This window comes from Streptomyces sp. NPDC127117 (genome assembly GCF_042677325.1).
GTDB lineage: Bacteria > Actinomycetota > Actinomycetes > Streptomycetales > Streptomycetaceae > Streptomyces.
Window position 1 is genome coordinate 293,448 of the sequence record NZ_JBHXTM010000001.1, and the last position, 19,907, is coordinate 313,354.

10 protein-coding genes and 1 pseudogene are annotated in these 19,907 nt (G+C 68.9%); 4 read left to right on the forward strand and 7 right to left on the reverse strand.

Annotated elements, in window-relative coordinates:
• Positions 1-126: 126 nt before the first annotated feature.
• The 4 genes from ACFVH0_RS01435 (at position 127) to ACFVH0_RS01450 (ending at position 5,578) form a co-directional block, all read left to right on the forward strand.
• Positions 127-1,479, forward strand: a complete 1,353-nt coding sequence (locus ACFVH0_RS01435; protein WP_385817383.1) for an esterase-like activity of phytase family protein — start codon at positions 127-129, stop codon at positions 1,477-1,479.
• A gap of 528 nt (positions 1,480-2,007) precedes the next feature.
• The gene (locus tag ACFVH0_RS01440; protein ID WP_385817384.1) at positions 2,008-2,601 is read left to right on the forward strand and encodes an N-acetylmuramoyl-L-alanine amidase; all 594 of its coding nucleotides are present in this window, start codon (positions 2,008-2,010) and stop codon (positions 2,599-2,601) included.
• A gap of 104 nt (positions 2,602-2,705) precedes the next feature.
• Entirely contained in the window at positions 2,706-3,956 is a 1,251-nt protein-coding gene (locus ACFVH0_RS01445; RefSeq protein ID WP_385817385.1) for a GAF domain-containing protein, read from the forward strand.
• A 98-nt stretch (positions 3,957-4,054) separates the two neighbouring features.
• Positions 4,055-5,578, forward strand: a complete 1,524-nt coding sequence (locus ACFVH0_RS01450; protein WP_385817386.1) for an aldehyde dehydrogenase family protein — start codon at positions 4,055-4,057, stop codon at positions 5,576-5,578.
• A gap of 216 nt (positions 5,579-5,794) precedes the next feature.
• Here ACFVH0_RS01450 and ACFVH0_RS01455 read toward each other — a convergent pair.
• From ACFVH0_RS01455 to ACFVH0_RS01485, 7 genes and pseudogenes are all read right to left on the reverse strand, one after another.
• A pseudogene (locus tag ACFVH0_RS01455) lies at positions 5,795-6,301 on the reverse strand (IS5/IS1182 family transposase); the annotation flags it as partial.
• A 91-nt stretch (positions 6,302-6,392) separates the two neighbouring features.
• A complete protein-coding gene (locus ACFVH0_RS01460) occupies positions 6,393-7,382 on the reverse strand; it encodes a helix-turn-helix domain-containing protein (protein WP_385817387.1) in 990 nt (329 codons plus the stop codon).
• A 306-nt stretch (positions 7,383-7,688) separates the two neighbouring features.
• The gene (locus ACFVH0_RS01465) at positions 7,689-8,294 is read right to left on the reverse strand and encodes a hypothetical protein (RefSeq protein WP_385817388.1); all 606 of its coding nucleotides are present in this window, start codon (positions 8,292-8,294) and stop codon (positions 7,689-7,691) included.
• Between the two features lie 29 nt (positions 8,295-8,323).
• Positions 8,324-11,998, reverse strand: coding sequence for a S8 family serine peptidase (locus ACFVH0_RS01470; protein WP_385817389.1), 3,675 nt, complete (start codon positions 11,996-11,998; stop codon positions 8,324-8,326).
• Positions 11,999-12,465: 467 nt separating this feature from the next.
• Positions 12,466-16,167 (reverse strand): S8 family serine peptidase, encoded by a 3,702-nt coding sequence (locus tag ACFVH0_RS01475; RefSeq protein ID WP_385817390.1) that lies wholly within the window; start codon positions 16,165-16,167, stop codon positions 12,466-12,468.
• A gap of 1,312 nt (positions 16,168-17,479) precedes the next feature.
• Positions 17,480-18,493, reverse strand: coding sequence for a TolB family protein (locus tag ACFVH0_RS01480; protein WP_385817508.1), 1,014 nt, complete (start codon positions 18,491-18,493; stop codon positions 17,480-17,482).
• Positions 18,494-18,555: 62 nt separating this feature from the next.
• A complete protein-coding gene (locus ACFVH0_RS01485; protein WP_385817391.1) occupies positions 18,556-19,782 on the reverse strand; it encodes an MFS transporter in 1,227 nt (408 codons plus the stop codon).
• Between the last annotated feature and the right edge of the window lie 125 nt (positions 19,783-19,907).

The window sequence follows — 19,907 nt, forward strand, 5'->3', positions numbered from 1 at the left end:
CGGCCGAGCCGTCCACCCCCGCCCGTCGCCGCGTTCTGCCCGTGTGTTCAATCGGATGTCACCACGCGTTGACGACAAGGGCAGAGCCTGGCGGCCGTCAGAGCTGTTCATGCCCCAGGAGGCCCCATGTCCGCGCGCGTTGTCCGTCGTTCCCTTGCCGCCGGTCTGCCGCTCGCCCTGCTCGGTACGGTGGTCGCGACCGGGACGGCAACCGGCGCGCAGACCGACCGGCACCAGCGGCCGGAGCGCACGGCGCGGGTCACCGGCACCGCAGTGCTCGGCGACATTCCGCTGGCCGGCTTCAGTGACGGGCTGCTGCCGGGGACAGTGACGGACGACCGCGGGGTGCAGCTCGGCGGCATCGGCAGCGACATCTTTCCCGCGGGCCGCCGGGGCGAGTTCTGGACCGTCACCGACCGGGGGCCCAACGGTCAGATCAAGATCGACGGGAAGAAGCGACGCACCTTCCCGGTCCCCGGTTTCGACCCGGCGATCGTCAAGGTGCGGGCCGGCGGGAAGCACATCAAGGTACTCAGGGCCATACCGATCACCACTCGGTCCGGAGCCCCGGTCACCGGTCTGTCGAACCAGCCGGGCCGCGACGAGGCCCCGTACACCTACGACGCGAAGACCCCGCTCACGTACAACCCGAACGGTCTGGACACCGAGGGCATCGTCCGCGCCGCCGACGGCAGTTTCTGGCTCGCCGACGAGTACGGCCCCTCCCTGGTGCACGTCTCCGCCCACGGCCGGGTTCTCGCCCGCCATGTACCGAAGGGGCTCGGGCTGACGGGCGCCGACTATCCGGTGGTGGAGTCGCTGCCGGCCGTACTCCTGCACCGCAAGATCAACCGCGGCTTCGAGGGGCTGGCACTCCTCCCGGGCGGCGATCTGGTGCTCGCGGTACAGAGCCCTCTCTCGCAGCCGGACCAGGACGCGGGCGAGGCCTCGCGCAATGTGCGGCTGCTGCGCTTCTCGACGAAGAAGCGCGCGGTCACCGCAGAGTACGCCTACCGGTTCGACGCGGTGGACGTCGTGGACCCGAACGAGGACGACACCTCCGAGCTGAAGATCTCCTCGGTCGTCGCGCTCGGCCGGCACGAGCTGCTGGTCGAGGAGCGCACGGACAAGGCGGCCCGGCTGCACCGGGTGACGCTCCCGCACGGCTCCGGAATCCTGGGATCCGCCTGGGACGACCCGGCTGCGTCCCCCTCGTACGAGGAACTCACCGACCCCTCGGCGTCGGGCGTCCCGGTGCTGCGCAAGAGCCTGGTCGTCGACCTGGGCAAGGTCGCGGGCGTGCCCGGAAAGATCGAGGGCGTCGCGGTGACGGGCCGGAACACGCTCGCCCTCATCAACGACAACGACTTCGGGATGACCGACGGCGCCGAGGCATTCGACGCGAACGGCCGCCTGGTCGACAGCGGCATCGAGACGTCGGTGACGGAGCTGAAGCTGGCCCGCCCGCTGCGCGACTGACCCGCGCGCCCGCACACGGGCGTATCCATCGTGTCCGGCCCTCCGCAGCGATCGCTGTGGAGGGCCGGTTTCGTCAACCCGGATCACCCGTAAGGAACTTCACCGCACACACCACGGCGTTCCGCACAGCCGTCGAACCCAAGTCCCCACGCCCGTACCGAGATCGACGTACATTGCGGCGTTCCCCCTTTCCACAGACACCATTTCCGCCCCTGCAGTCTTCCGCCGCCCGCGCGGCGCCCGTACGGTAGGGCGCGCGAGACACTCGGCCGCGCATCGGACAGCATCTTCCGGTCATCGGGCATAAAGGGAGTCGCGGGATGTCGGGGGAATCGGGCAGCGGGCTGTCGGGTGATGCCTCTCGTATCTCCTTCTCCTCCTGTTCCCGGTGCCCGGGATCGCGGTGTTCGCCCCCGCGCCGCGGCCTCCACCGCCATCCGCGGGAGCCCGCGACCCTGCTGTCCAGCCCCTGACCGCTTCTTCCCCCTGTCCCCTGCCATCCCCGCCCCTCCCCCCACAGGAGTGTTCATGCACCGCAGAAGGATTCTCCAGGGCGCCGCCGCGACGGCGGCCGCCGCTCTGATCCCGGCCTCCACCCGCGCCATGGCCGCCACGACCGCGGGCGACACGGACTACCCGCTCGCGCACTGGACGCCTGCCTCCACCTCCAACTACACGGCTTCGAGCCGTCCTTCGGCCTATCCGGTCCAGTACGTGATCATCCACGTGACTCAGGAGACGTACCCGGACACGATCGGGATCTTCCAGAATCCGGCGAAGCAGGTCTCCGCGCACTATCTGGTGCGCTCGGCCGACGGCTATGTCGCGCAGTGCGTCCGGGAGAAGAACGTCGCCTGGCACGCGGGCAATTGGGACTACAACACGCGCAGCATCGGTATCGAGCACGAGGGCTGGGTGGACAAGCCTTCGTACTTCACCGACGCGATGTACGAGAAGTCGGCGCTGCTGACCGCTTCGGTGTGCGACCGCTACGGCATCCCCAAGGACCGTGCGCACATCCTCGCCCACGCGCAGGTCCCCGGCACCGACCACACCGACCCCGGCCCGAACTGGGACTGGGTGCGGTACATCCGGCTCGTCAATCTGTACTCGGCCGGCTGACCCGCCTTCGCCACCGGGGCCGGTCACTCTCCTCACCCCGGTTGTCGCGGCGGCCTGCCGCGACGACGATGGGATGTGCGGTATCCCCTGGACGGGAGGGTGAGTTGACGGATTCCTGGGTGGCGCTGGCAGCCGATACGGACCCCGGTGCACGGATCGGCCAACTGCGCCGCGCACACGAGGTGTTCACCACGGCGGGCAGGCTGGAGCGTCCGGTGCGTCCGGTCGTCGGTGAGTCGTGGCGGCGCTCGGCGCGGGCCAGGGTCAGCCCGGACGGCGCCGCCCTGGTCGAGCTGGGCCCGGACGAACTCGGCCCGTACCGGGACGGGCATCCGCTGGCCCCCGCCATGCCGGTGATCCGTGAGCTGATGGGCGCCTACGCGACGGACGGGGAGCATCTCCTCGCGGTGTGCGACGCGCACGGCAGACTGCTGTGGGTCGAAGGCCCCGCGGTGACCCGCCGGGCCGCGGGCCGGATGAACTTCGTGGAGGGTGCCCGCTGGTCCGAGGCAGCGGCGGGGACGAACGCGCCGGGGACGGCCATCGCCGTTGACCGCCCGGTGCAGGTCTTCGCCGCCGAGCACTTCCTGCGGCCGGTCCAGCAGTGGACCTGCGCGGCCGCGCCGCTGCACGACCCGCACAGCGGACGGGTCCTGGGTGCCGTCGACATCACCGGCGGGGACCGGCTCGCGCATCCGCACAGCCTGGCGTTCGTGCAGGCGGTGGCCCGCGCCGCCGAGTCGCACCTCGCGCTGCTCCGCCCGTCACCGGCCGCCGGGGCCGTACGGTTCAGCGCACTGGGCCGGGACGAGGCGCTGCTGGTGACGGGAGGCCGCAGGATCCGGCTCAGCAGGCGGCACAGCGAGATCCTGGCTACGCTGGCCCGCCGTCCCGAGGGCCTCGGCGGCGACGAACTCCTCGTCGAGCTGTACGAGGACGAGTCGGTGACCCCGGTGACCCTGCGGGCCGAACTCTCCAGGCTGCGCAGGCTGCTCGGCCCGGAGCTCCTCCTGTCCCGCCCCTACCGGCTCTCCGCTCCCGTCGACGCCGATTTCGACACGGTGGCGCGCCGACTGGCGTCGGGGGCGGTGGCCGCGGCGCTCGCTGCCTACGCGGGCCCGCTGCTGCCGGGCTCGCGGGCACCCTCCGTCGTCCGGCTGCGGCGTCGGCTCGACGAGCAGCTGCGGGCGGCACTCATCGCCCGCGGCGATCCGGGGCTGCTGGCCGACTGGGCGTACAGCTCCTGGGGCGAGGACGACCTCCCGGTCTGGGAGGCGCTCGCCGGGGCCGTTCCCGCCGGGCAGCGGCCCGCGCTGCTCGCCAGGGTCCGGGCACTGGACGCCGAGCAGCGGTAGCCGCGCGGCCGTGCAACGGGGTTGCAACGTATCGCTTCCTACGCTCGCGCCGAGGGCCGTCCAATGGCGGGCGGCACCGGATCCGGGAGGCCACAGAGATGACCCGTTACGCCGCGCCGGGTGCCGAGGGCGCCATCGTCTCGTACGAGACCCGCTACGACCACTGGATCGGCGGCGCGTACGTACCGCCCGCCCGTGGTCAGTACTTCGAGAACCCCAGCCCCGTCAACGGCCGCCCCTTCACCGAGATCGCCCGCGGTACGGCCGAGGACGTCGAGCTGGCCCTGGACGCGGCACATGCCGCGGCGCCCGCCTGGGGTGCCACGGCGGCCGGCGAGCGCGCGGGACTGCTCAACAGGATCGCCGACCGGATGGAGGCCCATCTGGAGGAGCTCGCGGTCGCCGAGAGCTGGGACAACGGCAAGCCGGTGCGCGAGACCCTGGCCGCCGACATCCCCCTCGCCATCGACCACTTCCGCTACTTCGCCGGTGCGTTGCGCGCTCAGGAGGGTTCGCTGAGCGAGATCGACGACGACACGGTCGCGTACCACTTCCATGAGCCACTCGGCGTCGTCGCGCAGATCATCCCGTGGAACTTCCCGATCCTGATGGCCACGTGGAAGCTCGCCCCGGCGCTCGCGGCGGGCAACGCGGTGGTCCTGAAGCCGGCCGAGCAGACCCCTGCCTCGATCCACGTGTGGCTGAAGCTGGTCGCCGATCTGCTGCCGCCGGGCGTCGTCAACATCGTGAACGGCTTCGGAACGGAGGCCGGCAAGCCCCTCGCCTCAAGCCCGCGCGTCGCGAAGGTCGCCTTCACCGGCGAGACGACGACGGGGCGGCTGATCATGCAGTACGCCTCCGAGAACCTCAGGCCGGTGACCCTGGAACTCGGTGGCAAGTCGCCGAACATCTTCTTCGACGACGTGTGGAACACGGACGACGACTTCCGCGACAAGGCCCTCGAAGGCTTCACCATGTTCGCCCTCAACCAGGGCGAGGTCTGCACCTGTCCGTCGCGCGCGCTGATCCAGCGCGGGATGTACGGCGACTTCCTGGAGGCGGGCATCGCCCGCACCGAACGGATCGTGCCCGGACACCCGCTGGACACGGACACGATGATCGGCGCCCAGGCCTCCGACGAGCAGCTGAAGAAGATCCTTTCGTACCTGGACATCGGCCTGCGGGAGGGCGCGAAGGTCCTCACGGGTGGTGAGCGGATCGAGTACGACGGGGAGCTGGCGGGCGGCTTCTACGTCCAGCCCACCGTCTTCGAGGGCGACAACAGGATGCGGGTCTTCCAGGAGGAGATCTTCGGCCCGGTCGTGGCGGTCACGTCCTTCTCCGACTTCGACGACGCCATCGGGACCGCGAACGACACGCTCTACGGCCTCGGGGCCGGAGTCTGGACCCGCGACATGAACACCGCGTACCGGGCGGGCCGCGCCATCCAGGCGGGCCGGGTCTGGACGAACTGCTACCACGCGTACCCGGCGCACGCGGCGTTCGGCGGTTACAAGCAGTCCGGGATCGGACGGGAGAACCACAAGATGATGCTGGAGCACTACCAGCAGACGAAGAACCTCCTGGTGTCGTATTCGCCGAAGAAGCTGGGCTTCTTCTAGAAACAGAGAAAGGGCGCCTGACCAGGCAAGATGCCCGTCAGGCGCCCTCCTCGGCGCATGGCTGAGCGGTAAGTCGAGATGCGCCCTCACTCCCGATGACTCCCCTGATATCCCAGCTCCGACCAGCAGTTCCGGGGCAATTTCCGGGCCAAGGTCCGGCCAACGAGCTGGTGCATGACTGCGTGAGGGCTGAGGGTGCCTGAGCTGGGGTTTGTATCAGCCGATGGTGCTTCGGTCGGAGACGAGGCTGGCGAGGCCCGGCAGGTGGCGGGCACGACATCCCGTCGGTGTGTCCAGCGGATCAGTTGTTTCCGGCGTTGCGGTCGGCGAGGGGGTGTTCGACGGTTCCTGGGTGGGGTCACTGCCTGGCCGAGGTGGTCACGGCGGAGCCCGGGGCAGCCGTCGTCCAATAGGGCCTCCACGTCATGGTGTTCTGTTTCTTCTTGCCGGAGACGAACGCACGCCGTCCACCACGGCCGGCCAGGGGCCGGCGGGCCTGGATCTCGGTGGCGTCCAGACGCAGCTCGATCCCCCGGCCTGCGCATGGGCGAGCACATCCGCCAGGGTCGGCAGCCGCAGGCCGGGGCGGTCGGGGACCGCACATCCCCGCTCGGCCAGCAGGGCGCGAATCTCGCCGATCGCGCGAGTGATCGTGGAACGGTCGACGCCGCACGGCAGCCCGAGCACCGAGTGCGGCAGCGCACTCCGCAGGGCCACGACGGTTTGACGCCGCGCCGAGTTCCGGCGCCACGTATTGACTCCCCCGCTCATCTCGCGTGAACGTCCTCGGCAGGCTGGTCAGTTGTTCCGGGAGTCAGCTGCCGTCCTGTTCGGCTTCGAGCCAGCCCAGCTGTGCCGCACGGAAGCCCAGCTGCATGCGGTTCTGCACCTTCACCGTGTTCATCAGCTGGCGAATCCGGCGCTGCACCGTCCGCATGGATGTGTGCAGTTGGGTGGCGATCGCTTGGTCGGTGAGGCCTGTCAGGAGCAGGCTGAGTATCTGTGCACCCAGATCGTCGATGGCCAGCTCGCCCTGCAAGGTACTCGCAGAGGCGACGAACGGCGTTGCCTTCTCCCATTCGGACTCGAACAGTGCGATCAGCGCGTCGAGCAGGCTGCACTCGTGCACGAGCAGGGCTCCCGCCTTTGCGGCATTGGTGGAGCCGAGGAGTGGAACAATGGCCAACTCGCTGTCCACGATGAAGAGTTTCAGCGGGACTGATTCAGCGATCCGGACCATCTCTCCAGCAGCCCGCGCCCGGATGATTTCATCGAACGACGGAGCTCCCTCGTCGAGCATCGAGCGTTCAATTATCACGCGGTAACGGACACCCCGCTCGATGACCGCGTCGTCGGTCATGTTGCCGGACGAAAAGTACGGCGCCTTGGCAAAGTTCAAGACCTCTCTCCGTGCGCCGAGTTGTATGTGTCCGATGCGTTCGCGGATGGCCTCGGTGCCGTGGATCACGTCGACGACCTCCGCTGCGCCACGACCGAGAGTGGTCGCGCGGTAGATTTCGTCGAGGGATTCGAGTTCGAGTTTCGCCAGATCGAGCTCGTTCTGTCGCTGGACCAGGGGTGCCCGCAGCGCCGCAGCCGGTGGGGCGGCGACGAACCGAGTGGTGTCGCCGAGGCTGCGCGCGACGAGCCCCTGGTCTTCGAGCCTGTTGAGGATGCCCACCACCTGACGGATGTCGCAGCCGATGAGTTCGGCAAGTCCGGTGGGTGTGGCGGAGGCCACCGAGACCAGAATGCGGTAGGTGTCCGCCTCTTCGGGGGTAAGTCCCAGCACGTCCGACAGCATGATGTCTCCGTCTGTCCGTTGGTGCTCCGGCCTGGCGTCCGTGTCGTGGAAGGAGCGATCCGGCCTCCCCTCGCCAGCGGGGCGAGGGGACCGGAACGCGGATCCGGGTATGCCGTTGGTCCGGTGCGAGCAGCACCGGACCAACGGCCTGATCAAGCGGTACGCGTACGGAGCAGTTGCTCGCGAACGGTCTGTGGGCGCGGTCCCCATCCGCATTCGGTGCGGGATGCGCCGAAGGACGAGGGTCACGGCCGGTGCGAAGCTCACGTCTCGTCCCGGCCGCGCTTCCTCCGGATCGGGATCGCCTCAGCGCAGTCGGTACGCCTGAGGAATGGTCTGCTTGACGTTGTTCCCCGCGCTGTCGGTCGCGGTGATCCGCAGTGCGACTCCTCCGGGAGCGTGGTCACGCTTCGGATGCTTGATGCGCGCGATGAAGGTGTTCTTCCCGTCGGCCTTGGTCATCACCGACTGCCAGGTCTCACCGCCGTCGAAGCTGGCCTGTGCCCGCAACTCGGTGACGGTCGGTGGCGTGCTGAGCCGGTCCTGGTAGTACCCGGTGACGGTGATGGGGTGAAGCCTGTTGGCCTTTGCGGAGTTGTCCAGGTCCAGGCCCAGGTCGTACCGCAGGAAGATGAGCGGTTCCGGACGGCACGGGCCGGGTTCCTTGACGACGACGTCCGCGATGCACGGCTGTGGCTTCGGGGTGTCGGACTCGGTCGGACGGTCGGAGGTGTACTCCCATGTGGTCTTGACCCCGTTGGTCTCCGCCTGCAACGAGTATCGGGCCGATTCCGCAGGGAGGTCGTACGCGATGACGTCGGCCTTGCACCCCGCCAGCGCGAGCACTGCTACGGCTGCCGACGCCGCCAGGTTCACCTTCCGGCGCCACCTCGGTGGCACTGCCGCGTTCATCGGAGCTGTCTCCTTCCCCACTTCGGTCATCACCGCCCACTCCTCGACACCAGGTCCGGCACATTGCCGGGCTCGCCGAGCTCGAAGACGAACTCGACCGGGTGGAGCTTTTGCTGGAGTTCGTGGCCGGCGTCGTCGAAGAGGCCGACGCCGCAGACGGGGGGTTCACAGGCCTGGACCCCGTAGATCAAATGGGCGATGCCCGTGTCGTTGAGCATGCCCATCATGGCCTGGCGACCACCCCCGCCGCTGGTCAGGTACAGGGTGGGCCAGAAGCGGTCGCCTTCCCGGCAGCCGGCGCACGGCAGGCCGGTGTCGGCGGTGAAGCCCGACTTGGTGCGGACCTGGGGCACCGCGCCGGGAAGGGACGGACCCTCGTTCCAGTCGATCGTGTTCTTCTTGCCGAGCGCCAGATCCTGAGCTTCGGAGGGGCCCGACGGATCTGCCACGGACGGCGCGCGATAGTCCCTTACGGACATCTCGAAACGGTCGATCGCGTTGTCGTTCCGCGGCCCGACCAACGTGGTGAACTGCCGCTGACTGTCCGGCTTGGGCAGCATGATTTCCTCTGTCACCGGGCCGGACTCGGTAAACCGGTTCCAGCTGAAGTGGGGAACCGCGCCGGGCCGGTCGGCGTGGAAGCGGTGATCGACACGGACGAGATCCCGGGACTGGACCCGGAACGGCAGATTGCCGGGAACCCGACCAGGGGAGTCGAATGCCAGAGCATAGGCCTTGGACACTTCGCGACTGCCGCCGAGTCCGATCTTGACGCCGGACTTCGCTCCGCCCTCGATCCGCCGGATCAGTGTGGCGGCCTGGGCCGGGGGTACGGTCACGATCGGCAGCGCTGCGTACGGATCGACGGGCGGGCAGCTGTCGGGACCGTTTTCGCACTTGTACTGTCGGGACGACTCGTACTTCAGCAGGGCGACCCGATCGGTTTCGCCGGTCACCAGCACCCCCACCGCGCCTTCGGAGGCGGCCGCCGCCACTCGCTTGCGAAGTGCGGTGAAGTCGCAGGTCGTCCCGCAGATGTCGGTCGGCTTCAGCAGCACCAGCGCGCCCTTGGCATCGATGCCGGCGAGTTCCTCGGCCGAGCCGGTGCCCGCGTAGACGACGGGCTTCTTCCCGTTGGAGGGCAGTCGGGGAATCCTCGATCGCACGAGGGTGGATACGGGCTTGCCGTCCTTCGTCCACCTCTGGTTGCCGCCGTTTATGGTGGTGTCCGGTGTCGCGTAGCGGGCGCCCAGGTCGAAGGAGTCACCGTTCCCCGTGACCTGCATCGTCACTGACGGCGGTACCAGGACATGCCGGCTGTGGAAGTCCAGTGTGCCGAGGCTGACCCTGCCGGCGGTCGGCAGTGCCCACCAGTTCGGTTCACCTGGACCGTATTCGGTGGCCAACTGCGCCGTGATTGCCCAGTCTCCGTCCACGGAGGTCCGTTCGGTCTTGATGCCTGCCTGGTATGTCTCGGTCGGCTCCGGGGTGTTCACCTTGACCGGCTTGGCCTTCCGCAGGTCCAGCTCCACCGTGGTCGCCCCGGTGACCTCCACCTCCGGCACCATCGGTGCGGCCTGGTTCAGTGCGCCGGCCGCGTCCCTCCACGTCACCCCGATGGCTGCCGTGACAGTGCCGGAGAACACCCGTGCCCTGATCGTCTCGCCGCCCGGTGCCGTCAGCGGCTTTTCGTACAGGTTCAGCTTGTCCTCGTCGACCGGGACGATCAGTGCGTTGCCGTACGAGACATCGGTGGCGCCGGCCGGAGGAGTGACCTTGATGGTCAGGTCGTGGCGGATCGGCTCCACAAAGGTCGAGATCCGCGACGATCCGAGCAGTGCCCCCGCGCTGTCCTTGGCGGTCAGGACGCCGGCGTATGCGCCGTACTGCCCCGAATCGTCCACCACCCTGCCGTCCATGGTCACCGTCACATCGGCCGAGCCATTGGCGGGCACCGTCAGCTGGTCGGCGCTGAGCATGAACAGCCCGGCCGGTGCGGGCTTGCCCGCGTAGGAAGCCGAGACGGAGAGCGTGAGAGTGATCGGCTCGTCGGTCCAATTGCTGTAGGTGACCGTCCTGGACACCGGCGAGTGCGGGTATTCGGCTCGGCCGAAGACCAGGTTCCCGTCGGGAATGATCTTCGGATCGATCGCGCGGGCCACATCCACCCGGCCGGCGCCCTGTGCATACAGGTCGTGCCCGAGGTCCTTGGAGGTCGCCATCAGCAGCGCCTTGATCTGCCGCCCGGTGAAGTCCGGGTGCTGCTGGGCGATGATCGCGGCGGCACCGGCCACATGGGGCGTGGCCATGGAAGTGCCGCTGGCGGACGTGTAGTAGTCGTCCACGGGCTTGCCCATCGAGGTGCCCCTGGCGCGGGCCGCGGCGATGGCGACGCCCGGAGCGGCGATGTCCGGCTTGGCCGCGCCATCCCCGACGCGAGGTCCGCGGCTGGAGAAGGAAGCCATCTGGTCGCTCTTGTCCACGGCTGCGACGGTCAGCGCTTCGTCGGCGGCACCTGGCGATCCGACCGTCTCGGGGTCCGGTCCGCTGTTGCCCGCGGCGATGACGAACAGGGTGCCGTAGGTGCGGCTGAGAGCGTTGACCGAGCTGCTCAGCGGGTCCGTTCCGTCGCTGGCCCCGCCGCCGAGGCTCATGTTCACCACGTCGGCACCGGACTTGGCGGCCCACTCCATGCCGGCGATGACCGCGTCGCCGGCGCATCTGCCCCCGTCGTCACACACTTTGCCGATGGAGAGCTTCGCACCGGGCGCCACGCCACGACGCAGCCCGTCGGAGGCCTTGCCGGTACCGGCGATCGTGGACGCCACGTGAGTACCGTGTCCGTGTCCGTCCACCGGGCCGCTCGGATTGTTGGTGAAGTCGGTCGCCTCGGCGATCTGGCCGGCGAGATCGGGGTGGGTGGCGTCGATGCCGCTGTCCAGCACCGCGACCTTCACGTTCGAACCGTTGTAGCCGCGTTCCCAGGCGGCGGGCGCGCCGATCTGCGGTACGGACCTGTCGAGCTCAAGTGTGGTCAGCTCGTTCAGCCACACCTTCTTCACTCCGGCCAGTGGGCCGGTGGCCTGGGAGGCGGCGGACTTGCCGGTGTTCTTCTCCCGCACTTCTCGCCACCACTGGCCGTTGCCCTTGATGGTCATCGAGCGGGCGTTGATGCTCGGCAGGACGGTCCTGGCGGTGGTGCCGGCGGCGGTCGCCGCTGTCCGGGCAGTGGCCTTTCCGCTGTACGCGGTGATCACCGGGACTTCGCCGGTTCTGCCCTCGGCCGCCCAATCTGCCAGTTTGGCGAGGTTGAAGAGCTCCCAGTCCAGCAGATCGGCCCGGAGCAGCGGCAACGCGTCTGCCGGTACGACGTAGACCTGGTCGTTCCTGGTGACGGTATGAAAGAGAACCGACTCCTGCCCGGCCCGTGTCGCGGGCTTGATCTCACGGACGAACGGCTTCCTGTCCTTGGTGAGGCCGATCTGCACCTTGTCTCCGGTCACCAGCGTCAGTGACAGGTCCGCCCGAGTTCCGGCCTCAGCCTTGAGCAGGCTGTCGCGAACCGACGCGGGCAGGTTGAGGGAAGCAGGGGAAGACGGAGCCGGAGCCGGGTTGGAGGCGTTCGCTGTGGTGCTCGACATGACCGCCCCGAGGGCGGTGATGCCGACGGCCGCGGTGACCAACCGTCGCCTGAGACGCCTCATCTCAAGGCCTCCTGCGCTGCGGTGGTTTGGGGCTCGGCGCGAAAATGGCGCGGCGGATGCATGAGTGTCTCCTACTCTTCGTGAGAAAGAAGTACTTGCTGCATTCGGCAGTAACTTTCGGGCTCCGCACGGACCGAGACAAGCGATTGGCAGTGGCGGATCTCTTCCATGTCGCAGACCCGCCACGACATTCGACTGATAGACCGGCGGAGGAATGCCAAAGCGCCAATGGGCAGGGCAACTCCGGCGCCGGGTCCGGGAATGTGGAGCTGCGCCGATGATGCGGTGCGCCGAGCAAACCGGCACTGAAGTCAGAAGTGCCGGTTGTTCCCCGCCTTTTGAGGTTGCTACCCGTTTCGGCGATACGGAGGAGCAGCGAGGCACTTGGTTGCCGGCAACGGGGTGCGCCCCTGGCGCAAGGGCGTGCCTGCGCCAGGGGTGCGGACGGGAAAGGGTTGCCGTGGAGGTCAGCGAACGGCGTAGGCCTTGATCAGGGTCTGCTCGATCCTGCTGCCGTTGGTGTCCTGTGCCTTGACGCGCAGGGACACGTAGCCCGATGCCGGGTTGTTCACGGACACCTTGTAGCTGCCGTCGCTCTTGCTCTTGAGCTTCGCGGGCTGCCAGGTGGCACCATCGTCGGAGGACGCCTCCACCTTCACCCCGTCGATGTCCGGGGTGGCGCCGTTCTGGAGGAGGAACGACAGGGCGAAGTGGTAGGTGGTGCCGCCCTCGGCGGTGTTCTCCGCGTCCAGGTCCAGGCCGTACCTCGGCCAGAGCAGCGCCAGGTCCTCCCTGCCGTTCGCCGGACGGGCGGACTTGAACGTCCACGCGGTGCCGGCCTTGGTGGACAGCGGGAACCACGCCGGGTGCTCGGTGTCCATGGTGATCCGGTAGGTCGCCGGGTCGGGGCCGACCGGCAGCGTCGTGAGCGAGAACCAGCCCTGTTCCTTGAGGAGTCTGCCGTCCTGGAACAGGCGCACCGTCGATGTGGTGCCGTTGTCGCCCTGGAAGTAGGCGTAGTGTCCGGGCTGGCTGTCGCCCATCTCCATCATGTTGAGGGTGACCTTGTCACCGTCGCGGAACGCAAGGGTGCTCTCCGGTCCGGACGGGCCGTTCGCCGCACCCAGCCAGGTCTCCTCCCGCCGCTCGCCCGGGCTGTAGTTGCGGATGAGGTCTCTCATGCTGGTGATGATGTCCTTGCGGTCCGGGTAGACCGTGTGCCACCACCCCATGTCCTTCATCGTCGGCCACTTGCTGCCGGTGGAGTACCACTCCTCCCGGTCGGCCGGCGCGTCGTAGAAGTCCACGAGCTGGGTGATGAACGATTCTCCCGGGCGGATCGCCGAGTCGGTGTCGCCGATCAGGGTGCCCTTGGTGCCGCGGTAGTGGGACTTCACCACGGCCGAGTTCTCCGCGGTGACCGCGTCGGTGGGGTCGGCCGGAATTCCGCCGGGAACCATCAGCGCGATGTTGTACACATAGGGGTTCTTCTTGATGCCCTGCAGGCTGATCCGCGTGGGACCGTCGGCCATCCGGCCGAAGAGCACCGCTCCCTCGTCCTGGGTGAGGCTCCAGGCCGGGATGGCAGTGCCGGTGACGCGCGGCACGCTGGTGGCGTAGACGCCGGGCCGGTCGTTGACGATGATCGCTGCCTTCGCACCGGCGCCCGCCACTGCGGCGATCTGGTCGACAGCCTTCAAGGTGGCATCACGGGTGACGACCGCGAGCTTGCCATCGAGGTCCTTGCCTGCCAGGTCCTGTGGCCGTCCCGTGCCGGCGTCGACCGCCTTGAGTTTGCTGGAGCCGTACAACCGGGCCGCATAGGTCACCGGCTTGAGCGGGAGCGCGCCTCCCTGGCCGCCATAGGACGCCCGGATCACCGGCGAGTACCTGCGGTCCTGGAAGTCGAACTCGAAGGTGCCGTCCGTCACCGGCTTGGTGGGCACCACATAGGCGTGCTTCGAGAACAGGCTCGACGTACCCTTCATGTAGTCGATCCCTTTCTTGCCGGGGAGGCTCTGGCGGTACCCGAGCTTGTAGTTGCTCGACTGCGACTCCTTGGGGGTCGCGACCTTGACCTCCTTGCCCAGCCTGGCGTCCATCGTGATCGTCCGGTCCGCCTTCAGATCCACGACGGGCTCACCGGCGAGCGTGTTGCTCACGGCCAGGCCCGTGGCCTTGTCCTTCGTGTACACGATGCCCATGACGGAGTAGCGACCCTGCGGCACCGCGACGGTCTTGGTTCCGCCCTGGGGGAAGACCTCGTGGACAACCCCGTTGTCCAGGTCGAACACCGCGAGTTCGGCGGACGCCGGATCTCCGTTCCGGTCGATCGTGTTGAGGGTGAGGTCGACGGTGGGCACGTCCTTCGTGGCGCCGACGGTGGTGCGCATCGCGGTGCCATCGGCCGCGGTGGCGGTGATGACACCGGTGTAGTCGCCCACGGCGCCGAGTTCGGGGTGGTAGGTCACCGTCACGCTCGCGGTGGAGCCGGCCGGGACCGTCACGCTGTCGGCGCTGAGCGTGAACATGCCGTCCGGCGGGGGTGCCGTCTCTCCTAGGCTGAACAGGCGGAGCGACAGCGCGGTGTCCGTCGCGGAGGTGTTGACGTAGTCGATCGTCCTGGTGACTGGCGTGCTCCCGGTCGACCTCTTGCCCATGCTGATGACGGCGGGGCTCGAGTACGTCGTGGCGTCGATCGCCTTGGCCACGTCGACGCGGCCGTTACCACCCTGGTAGGCGTTGTACGAGCCCTGCTCGGCGGTGCTGACCAGCACCTGCTTGAGCCGGTCGGCGGTCCAGTCGGGGTGGCGCTGGACGAGGATCGCCGCTGCCCCGGACACATGCGGGGTGGCCATCGAGGTGCCGCTGGCCGCAGTGTAGTCGGCGTCGACGGGGGTGCCCATCGTGGTGCCGGCGGCGCGTGCGGCGACGATGCCCACGCCCGGTGCGGTGATCTCCGGCTTGACCGCGAAGGTTTCCTTTACCGGGCCGCGGCTGGAGAAGTTCGCGAGCTGATCCTGCTTGGACACCGCGCCGACGGTCAGTGCGTCCTCGGCGGCACCGGGCGAGCTCACGGTGCCCTTGCCCGGGCCCTCGTTGCCGGCCGCGATGACGAACAGCGACCCGGAGGACGCGGTGAGCTGGTTGACGGCCTGGCTGATCGGGTCGGTGCCGTCGCTGGGGACCGACCCGCCCAGGCTCACGCTGATGACGTCGGCGCCCTGGGCCGCCGCCCACTCCATGCCGGCGATGACCATCGACTCGGAGCCCGAACCGGCCGTGTTGAGGACCTTGCCGATGTACAGGTCGGCGCCCGGTGCCACCCCCTTGAGCCTGCCGCCCGACGCGGCACCCGAGCCGGCGATCGTCGAGGCGACATGGGTGCCGTGGCCATGATGGTCGACCGTGTCGGGGTCGTCGGTGAAGTTCTGCATCTTCTTCACCTGCCCTGCCACATCGGGGTGGTCGGGGTCGATGCCGGTGTCGAGGATCGCCACCTTGGTGCCGGTGCCGTCATAGCCGGCCGCCCACGCGTCCGGGGCACCGATCTGCGGCACACTTTGATCGAGGGCGATGTGCACCGGCTTGTCGAGCCAGAGCTTCTTGATGCCGTCGGCGAGCTTCGGCACCTTGTTCCTGGCGGTGCTGTCGTCGTCGACCGCCTCCCAGAACGTCGCCGCCTTCTTCTTGGCTGCGTGCAGCGCCACCGCGTTGGCGCTGGGCAGCTCGGCCTTCTTCACCGAGCCGGCCGGCGCGGCCTGGTCGAGCGCTTTGCCGGCCTTGCCCGGCGCGCCCCGGTAAGTCGCGGTCAGTGGAATGGCGGGGCGGTGTGCGTCGTCGTAGCCGTACTCGACCAGCTTGGTGACGTTGAACAGTTCGCGGTCGAGTTCGTTCGCGGCGAGGTACGGCTGTGCCTTGTCCGGGATGACATAGACCTCGTCGCCCACCTTCAGGGTGGTGAACGCCGCCGGGGTGCCGTCGGCCGAGGGCTCGACCGTCGCGACCTGAACGCTGTCGGCATGGCGTTCAAGCGTCACCACCTCGCCTGTTACGAGGGTGAGCTTGTGTGTGGCGACGACGGGGCTGTTCTGGTGCGGCCGGGCGGCCTTGGCTGTCGGCGTCTCGGCGGCGGTGGCAGCGGGGAGGGTGCCAAGCGTGCCGGCCACACAGGCTGCGGTGAGAATCCCCAGGGCGGTCCGCACTGGACGACATGTCAGCCAGTAGGATATTGGGGTGGCCGTGTTGATTGAGGATCTGTTCGGCCCAGTCGGTTGCGAATGTCTCATTGAGGCGATGACCTTCTCTGAGGGGGAGCAAGCAAGGGCACGCGAAAGCCACGCGGTCACGGAAGCTCGGAGCCGCGTCGGATCACTGCGTCGTACCTGGCGGGTGGTTGTGCCAGCCCTCCTGGTATGCCTTTCCATCCGGGTCAACTGTGAGAATGGCGCGGTGGGTTCTTGAGCTTTTCCTGCTCTTCACGGGAAAGAAGTGCTTGCTGCATTCGGCAGATACTCTCGGGCTCTGCACGGACCGAGACAACCGGTCGGCAGTGGCGGATCTCGTCCATGTCGCAGACCCGCCACGAAGGGCGACCGGGACATCGGCAGAGGAATGCCGGAACACCGGCGGGACCGCGTCAGCAGCGTCTGGGAGGAAACCGACGACCAGGAGCACGACAGCGACGACGCCGCGGACGTCCTGGAGGGCCGAGACGGGACAGGGAGCAGGTGAGCAGAGCGGCGGCCGGGGTGCCGCGGTCAGCGAGGAACGCGGCCCGCCGTGCCCGCGGTTCGTGCGGCTGCGGGTCATCGACCCGGCTGGAGGTCTCTGCTCGGCACCACACCATCGGCCCGATCCACGAGGCCGAGGACCTGCACCGGGTCCGGCACCTGTACGAGCCGCTGCGGGAGGTCTGCGCCCCCGGGGAACCACGGACCGACCCACCTCATGTGGGCCAATTCCGATCGGGCGGGGGTGTTGTCCGTACGTGCCCCCTCACGACGGTTCCCTGCCCGATCGGCTCTCCGTATTTACGGACGCCGCGATCGATGTCCTGAACACCGCCGATGCCCGGGGCTGGTCCCCCGCCGGGGCGGGGGACGCCCTGGACATGATCGATGTCCCGGCCACCGCATGGTCGAAACACGGCGGCCCGCCGACCGAGGTACTGGACCAGGTCCCGGTCCTCACCTCCGCGGCACGGAGACCTTGCACGGGCCGCTGCCGGCCGTCCCCCGGCGCGGCACGGCCGTCTCGCGGCGGGAGGCGGCCGTGCCGGACCGCGGCGTCCTGCCTGGCGCGATGCCTGGTGTGGGTTCCTGCCCCCGCCGGAGTTCGGCAGGGCGTTCCGTGCGAGCTACGGTGTGCCGCCCGGAGGGCTCAGGCAAACGGCACTGGGCGGTATGCCTGATACGGAACGGGCGACGCCGAGCGACGAGTAACAGTGCGCGTATCGCCAACCTTCGGATGTGACCGGGATCATCCGATCCAGGCCGGCGCCAGGGCCTCGTGCGCCAGGGCCCGAGAAGCGCTCGATCCATCGGCCGGGACGGTGTAGAGATCGGCGCTGAAGTCGGGCAGCGAGTAGACCAGGTTGTGGTCGTCCGACCAGACCGCCTGGTCGTCGACGCTGCGGGTTTCCGCGACCGGGTGCTCCTTCATCGTTTCGAGGTCCAGGACGTACAACCGCCAGGGGAGGTTCGTGGGCAGGCCTGGGACGCGCTTCTTGAAGGCGATCTTCGTTCCGTCGGGGGACAGTGAGGGACACTCGACGTTGTTGCGAACAGTGGTGGCCGTCTTGGTGGAGACGTCGCCGTGGATCAGATACGTCTGCCCGCCGGTGCCGAGCGTGGCGTAGAAGTGCTCGTCGTCGATGAACGTGACGCCCCAGAAGTTGGCGTCGGCGCGGTGAAAGGGCTTCCCGTCCTTGGTGACGGCGTATTCCTCCAGGCTGGGCTGGAGGGCGCCCGTGCGGGTGTCGAGGATCGACGTGCGGGTGGAGAAGGTCTTTTGTGCGTAACTGTCACCCCCGACGAAGACCGTCCATGCGGCCATGTGCCCACTGGGCGAAACCCGGGACCGGTTGGGAATTCCGGCGAGAGGTACCCGTCGGGTCACGTGAAGGTCTGAGTCCAGCACGAGCGCAGTGTAGGTCTCCGCGTACACCCCCATCTCGGACTGGAGGCAGATTCCGGTGCCGGCGGCCGCGTAGAAGCGTATGCACTTCACTCCGGAGTAGGTGCGCGGCCCGTCGGGCGCGTCCGCCGGGGCGCTGCTCAACTCGTCGCGGTGCGGCCCATACTTCAGCGAGCGGAAGACGATCCGAGGGGGGCCGCCGGACGCGAGCGACACCGTGCCGGCTCCGCCCCCGGGCCCGCCCGCCCCGACATGGTTCTTGCGGTCCGCCTGGTACGACCACCCGACCACACCGGCCACGCTCGCGAGGGCCAGGACGCTGGCGAGGAGCACCAGCAGTTTGTTGCGGTTGGTCATCGCGTCGGCCGCCCGGGCCGTTCGGGGCACCTTGGTCTCCCGGCGCCTCGTCTCCTGGTCGGTCACTGCCCGTCACTCCCTTTTCCACATGCCGAACCTTCGGCCGCTGAATGCTCGGCTGCCGGGCGCAGCCGTATCGACAACACCAGGCACAGCGCCAGCGCGAGTGCGGCACCGCCGAGCGCGGAACGGTCGCCCCACGCTGTCCAGGCCGCGCCGAAGGCGATCGAGCCGACGAAGCGTGCCGCCGCCTGGCCGGTCTGCACCAGGGCAAGGCCGCTGGACCGCAGGCCGGCCGGTACGGAACCGGCTGCGGCGGCCATGAGCACACCGTCAGTGGCGGCGTAGAAGGCGCCGTGCAAGGCGAGGACCGCGTACGGCAGCCACCCGGACTGCACGTGTGTGAGCAGCAGCCCGTACGCCGTGAGCAGCGCGAGGTGGCCGCCGATGAATACCCGCCAGCGGCCTGTCCGGTCCGCCCACCGGCCCAGCGGCACCGCCAGCAGCAGGAACGCCACTGCCGTGCCCAGCGGCAGCAGTGCGATCCAGCGGTCGGACACCCCGAGTTGCCGTTGCAGCAGCAGGTAGATGAACGAGTCGCTGACCGTGGCCAGGCTCAGCACCATCGCGCACAGCACCAGACGGTGCAGGTCGCGGCGGCCGAGCAGGGCGACGGCGGCGCGCAGTGACGGGCGTTCCGCGGCGGGCGCCGGCCCGGCGCCCAGCTCCGGGGCGCGCGAGGGTACGAACAACAGCAGCACGATCACGCCCAGGGCAGCCACGCAAAAACTGACCGTGAACACAACGTTGTAGCCCTCGGGGGCCTGACGAAGAATCAGGAACGCGGCCAGCGGGCCGAGCAGGGCGCCGGTGGTGTCCATCGCCCGGTGCACGCCGAACGCCCGGCCGCGGGTCTCCGGCGGCGAGGACAGCGAGATCAGCGCGTCGCGGGGCGCGGTGCGCAGGCCCTTGCCGGTGCGGTCCATCGCCAGCACCGCACCGATCAGCGGCAGCGTGTGCACGGCCAGCAGCAGCGGCTTGGCGATCGCGGACAGGCCGTACCCGAGGGCGGCGACCGTCTTGTGGCGGCCGCCGCGGTCGGCAAGGTGCCCGCCGACCAGCCGGACCAGCGCGCTGAATCCGTTGTAGACCCCGTCGAGCAGACCGAATCCGAGCGGGGACAGGCCCAGTCCGGTAACCAGGTACAGCGGGAGGATGGCGGTGACCATCTCCGACGAGATGTCGGTGACGAGACTGACCGTGCCGAGCACGAGCACGGTCGTCGTCACAGCCGAGCGCCCCGGGGAAAATACCCCGGCGGGGGGCGCGGGGGGGGGGGGGGGTGGGGGGGGGGGGGGGTGGTGCCGTTGAGGTAGGTGTGGGCGATGGTGGTGGCGAGGGTGGTGTGGTGGGG

Coding starts and splice junctions, on each gene's coding strand:
- ACFVH0_RS01450 (WP_385817386.1), top strand. CDS start 4,055: ATGACCCGTTACGCCGCGCCGGGTGCCGAGGGCGCCATCGTCTCGTAC.
- ACFVH0_RS01480 (WP_385817508.1), bottom strand. CDS start 18,493: ATGACCAACCGCAACAAACTGCTGGTGCTCCTCGCCAGCGTCCTGGCC.
- ACFVH0_RS01460 (WP_385817387.1), bottom strand. CDS start 7,382: ATGCTGTCGGACGTGCTGGGACTTACCCCCGAAGAGGCGGACACCTAC.
- ACFVH0_RS01435 (WP_385817383.1), top strand. CDS start 127: ATGTCCGCGCGCGTTGTCCGTCGTTCCCTTGCCGCCGGTCTGCCGCTC.
- ACFVH0_RS01440 (WP_385817384.1), top strand. CDS start 2,008: ATGCACCGCAGAAGGATTCTCCAGGGCGCCGCCGCGACGGCGGCCGCC.
- ACFVH0_RS01470 (WP_385817389.1), bottom strand. CDS start 11,998: ATGAGGCGTCTCAGGCGACGGTTGGTCACCGCGGCCGTCGGCATCACC.
- ACFVH0_RS01465 (WP_385817388.1), bottom strand. CDS start 8,294: ATGAACGCGGCAGTGCCACCGAGGTGGCGCCGGAAGGTGAACCTGGCG.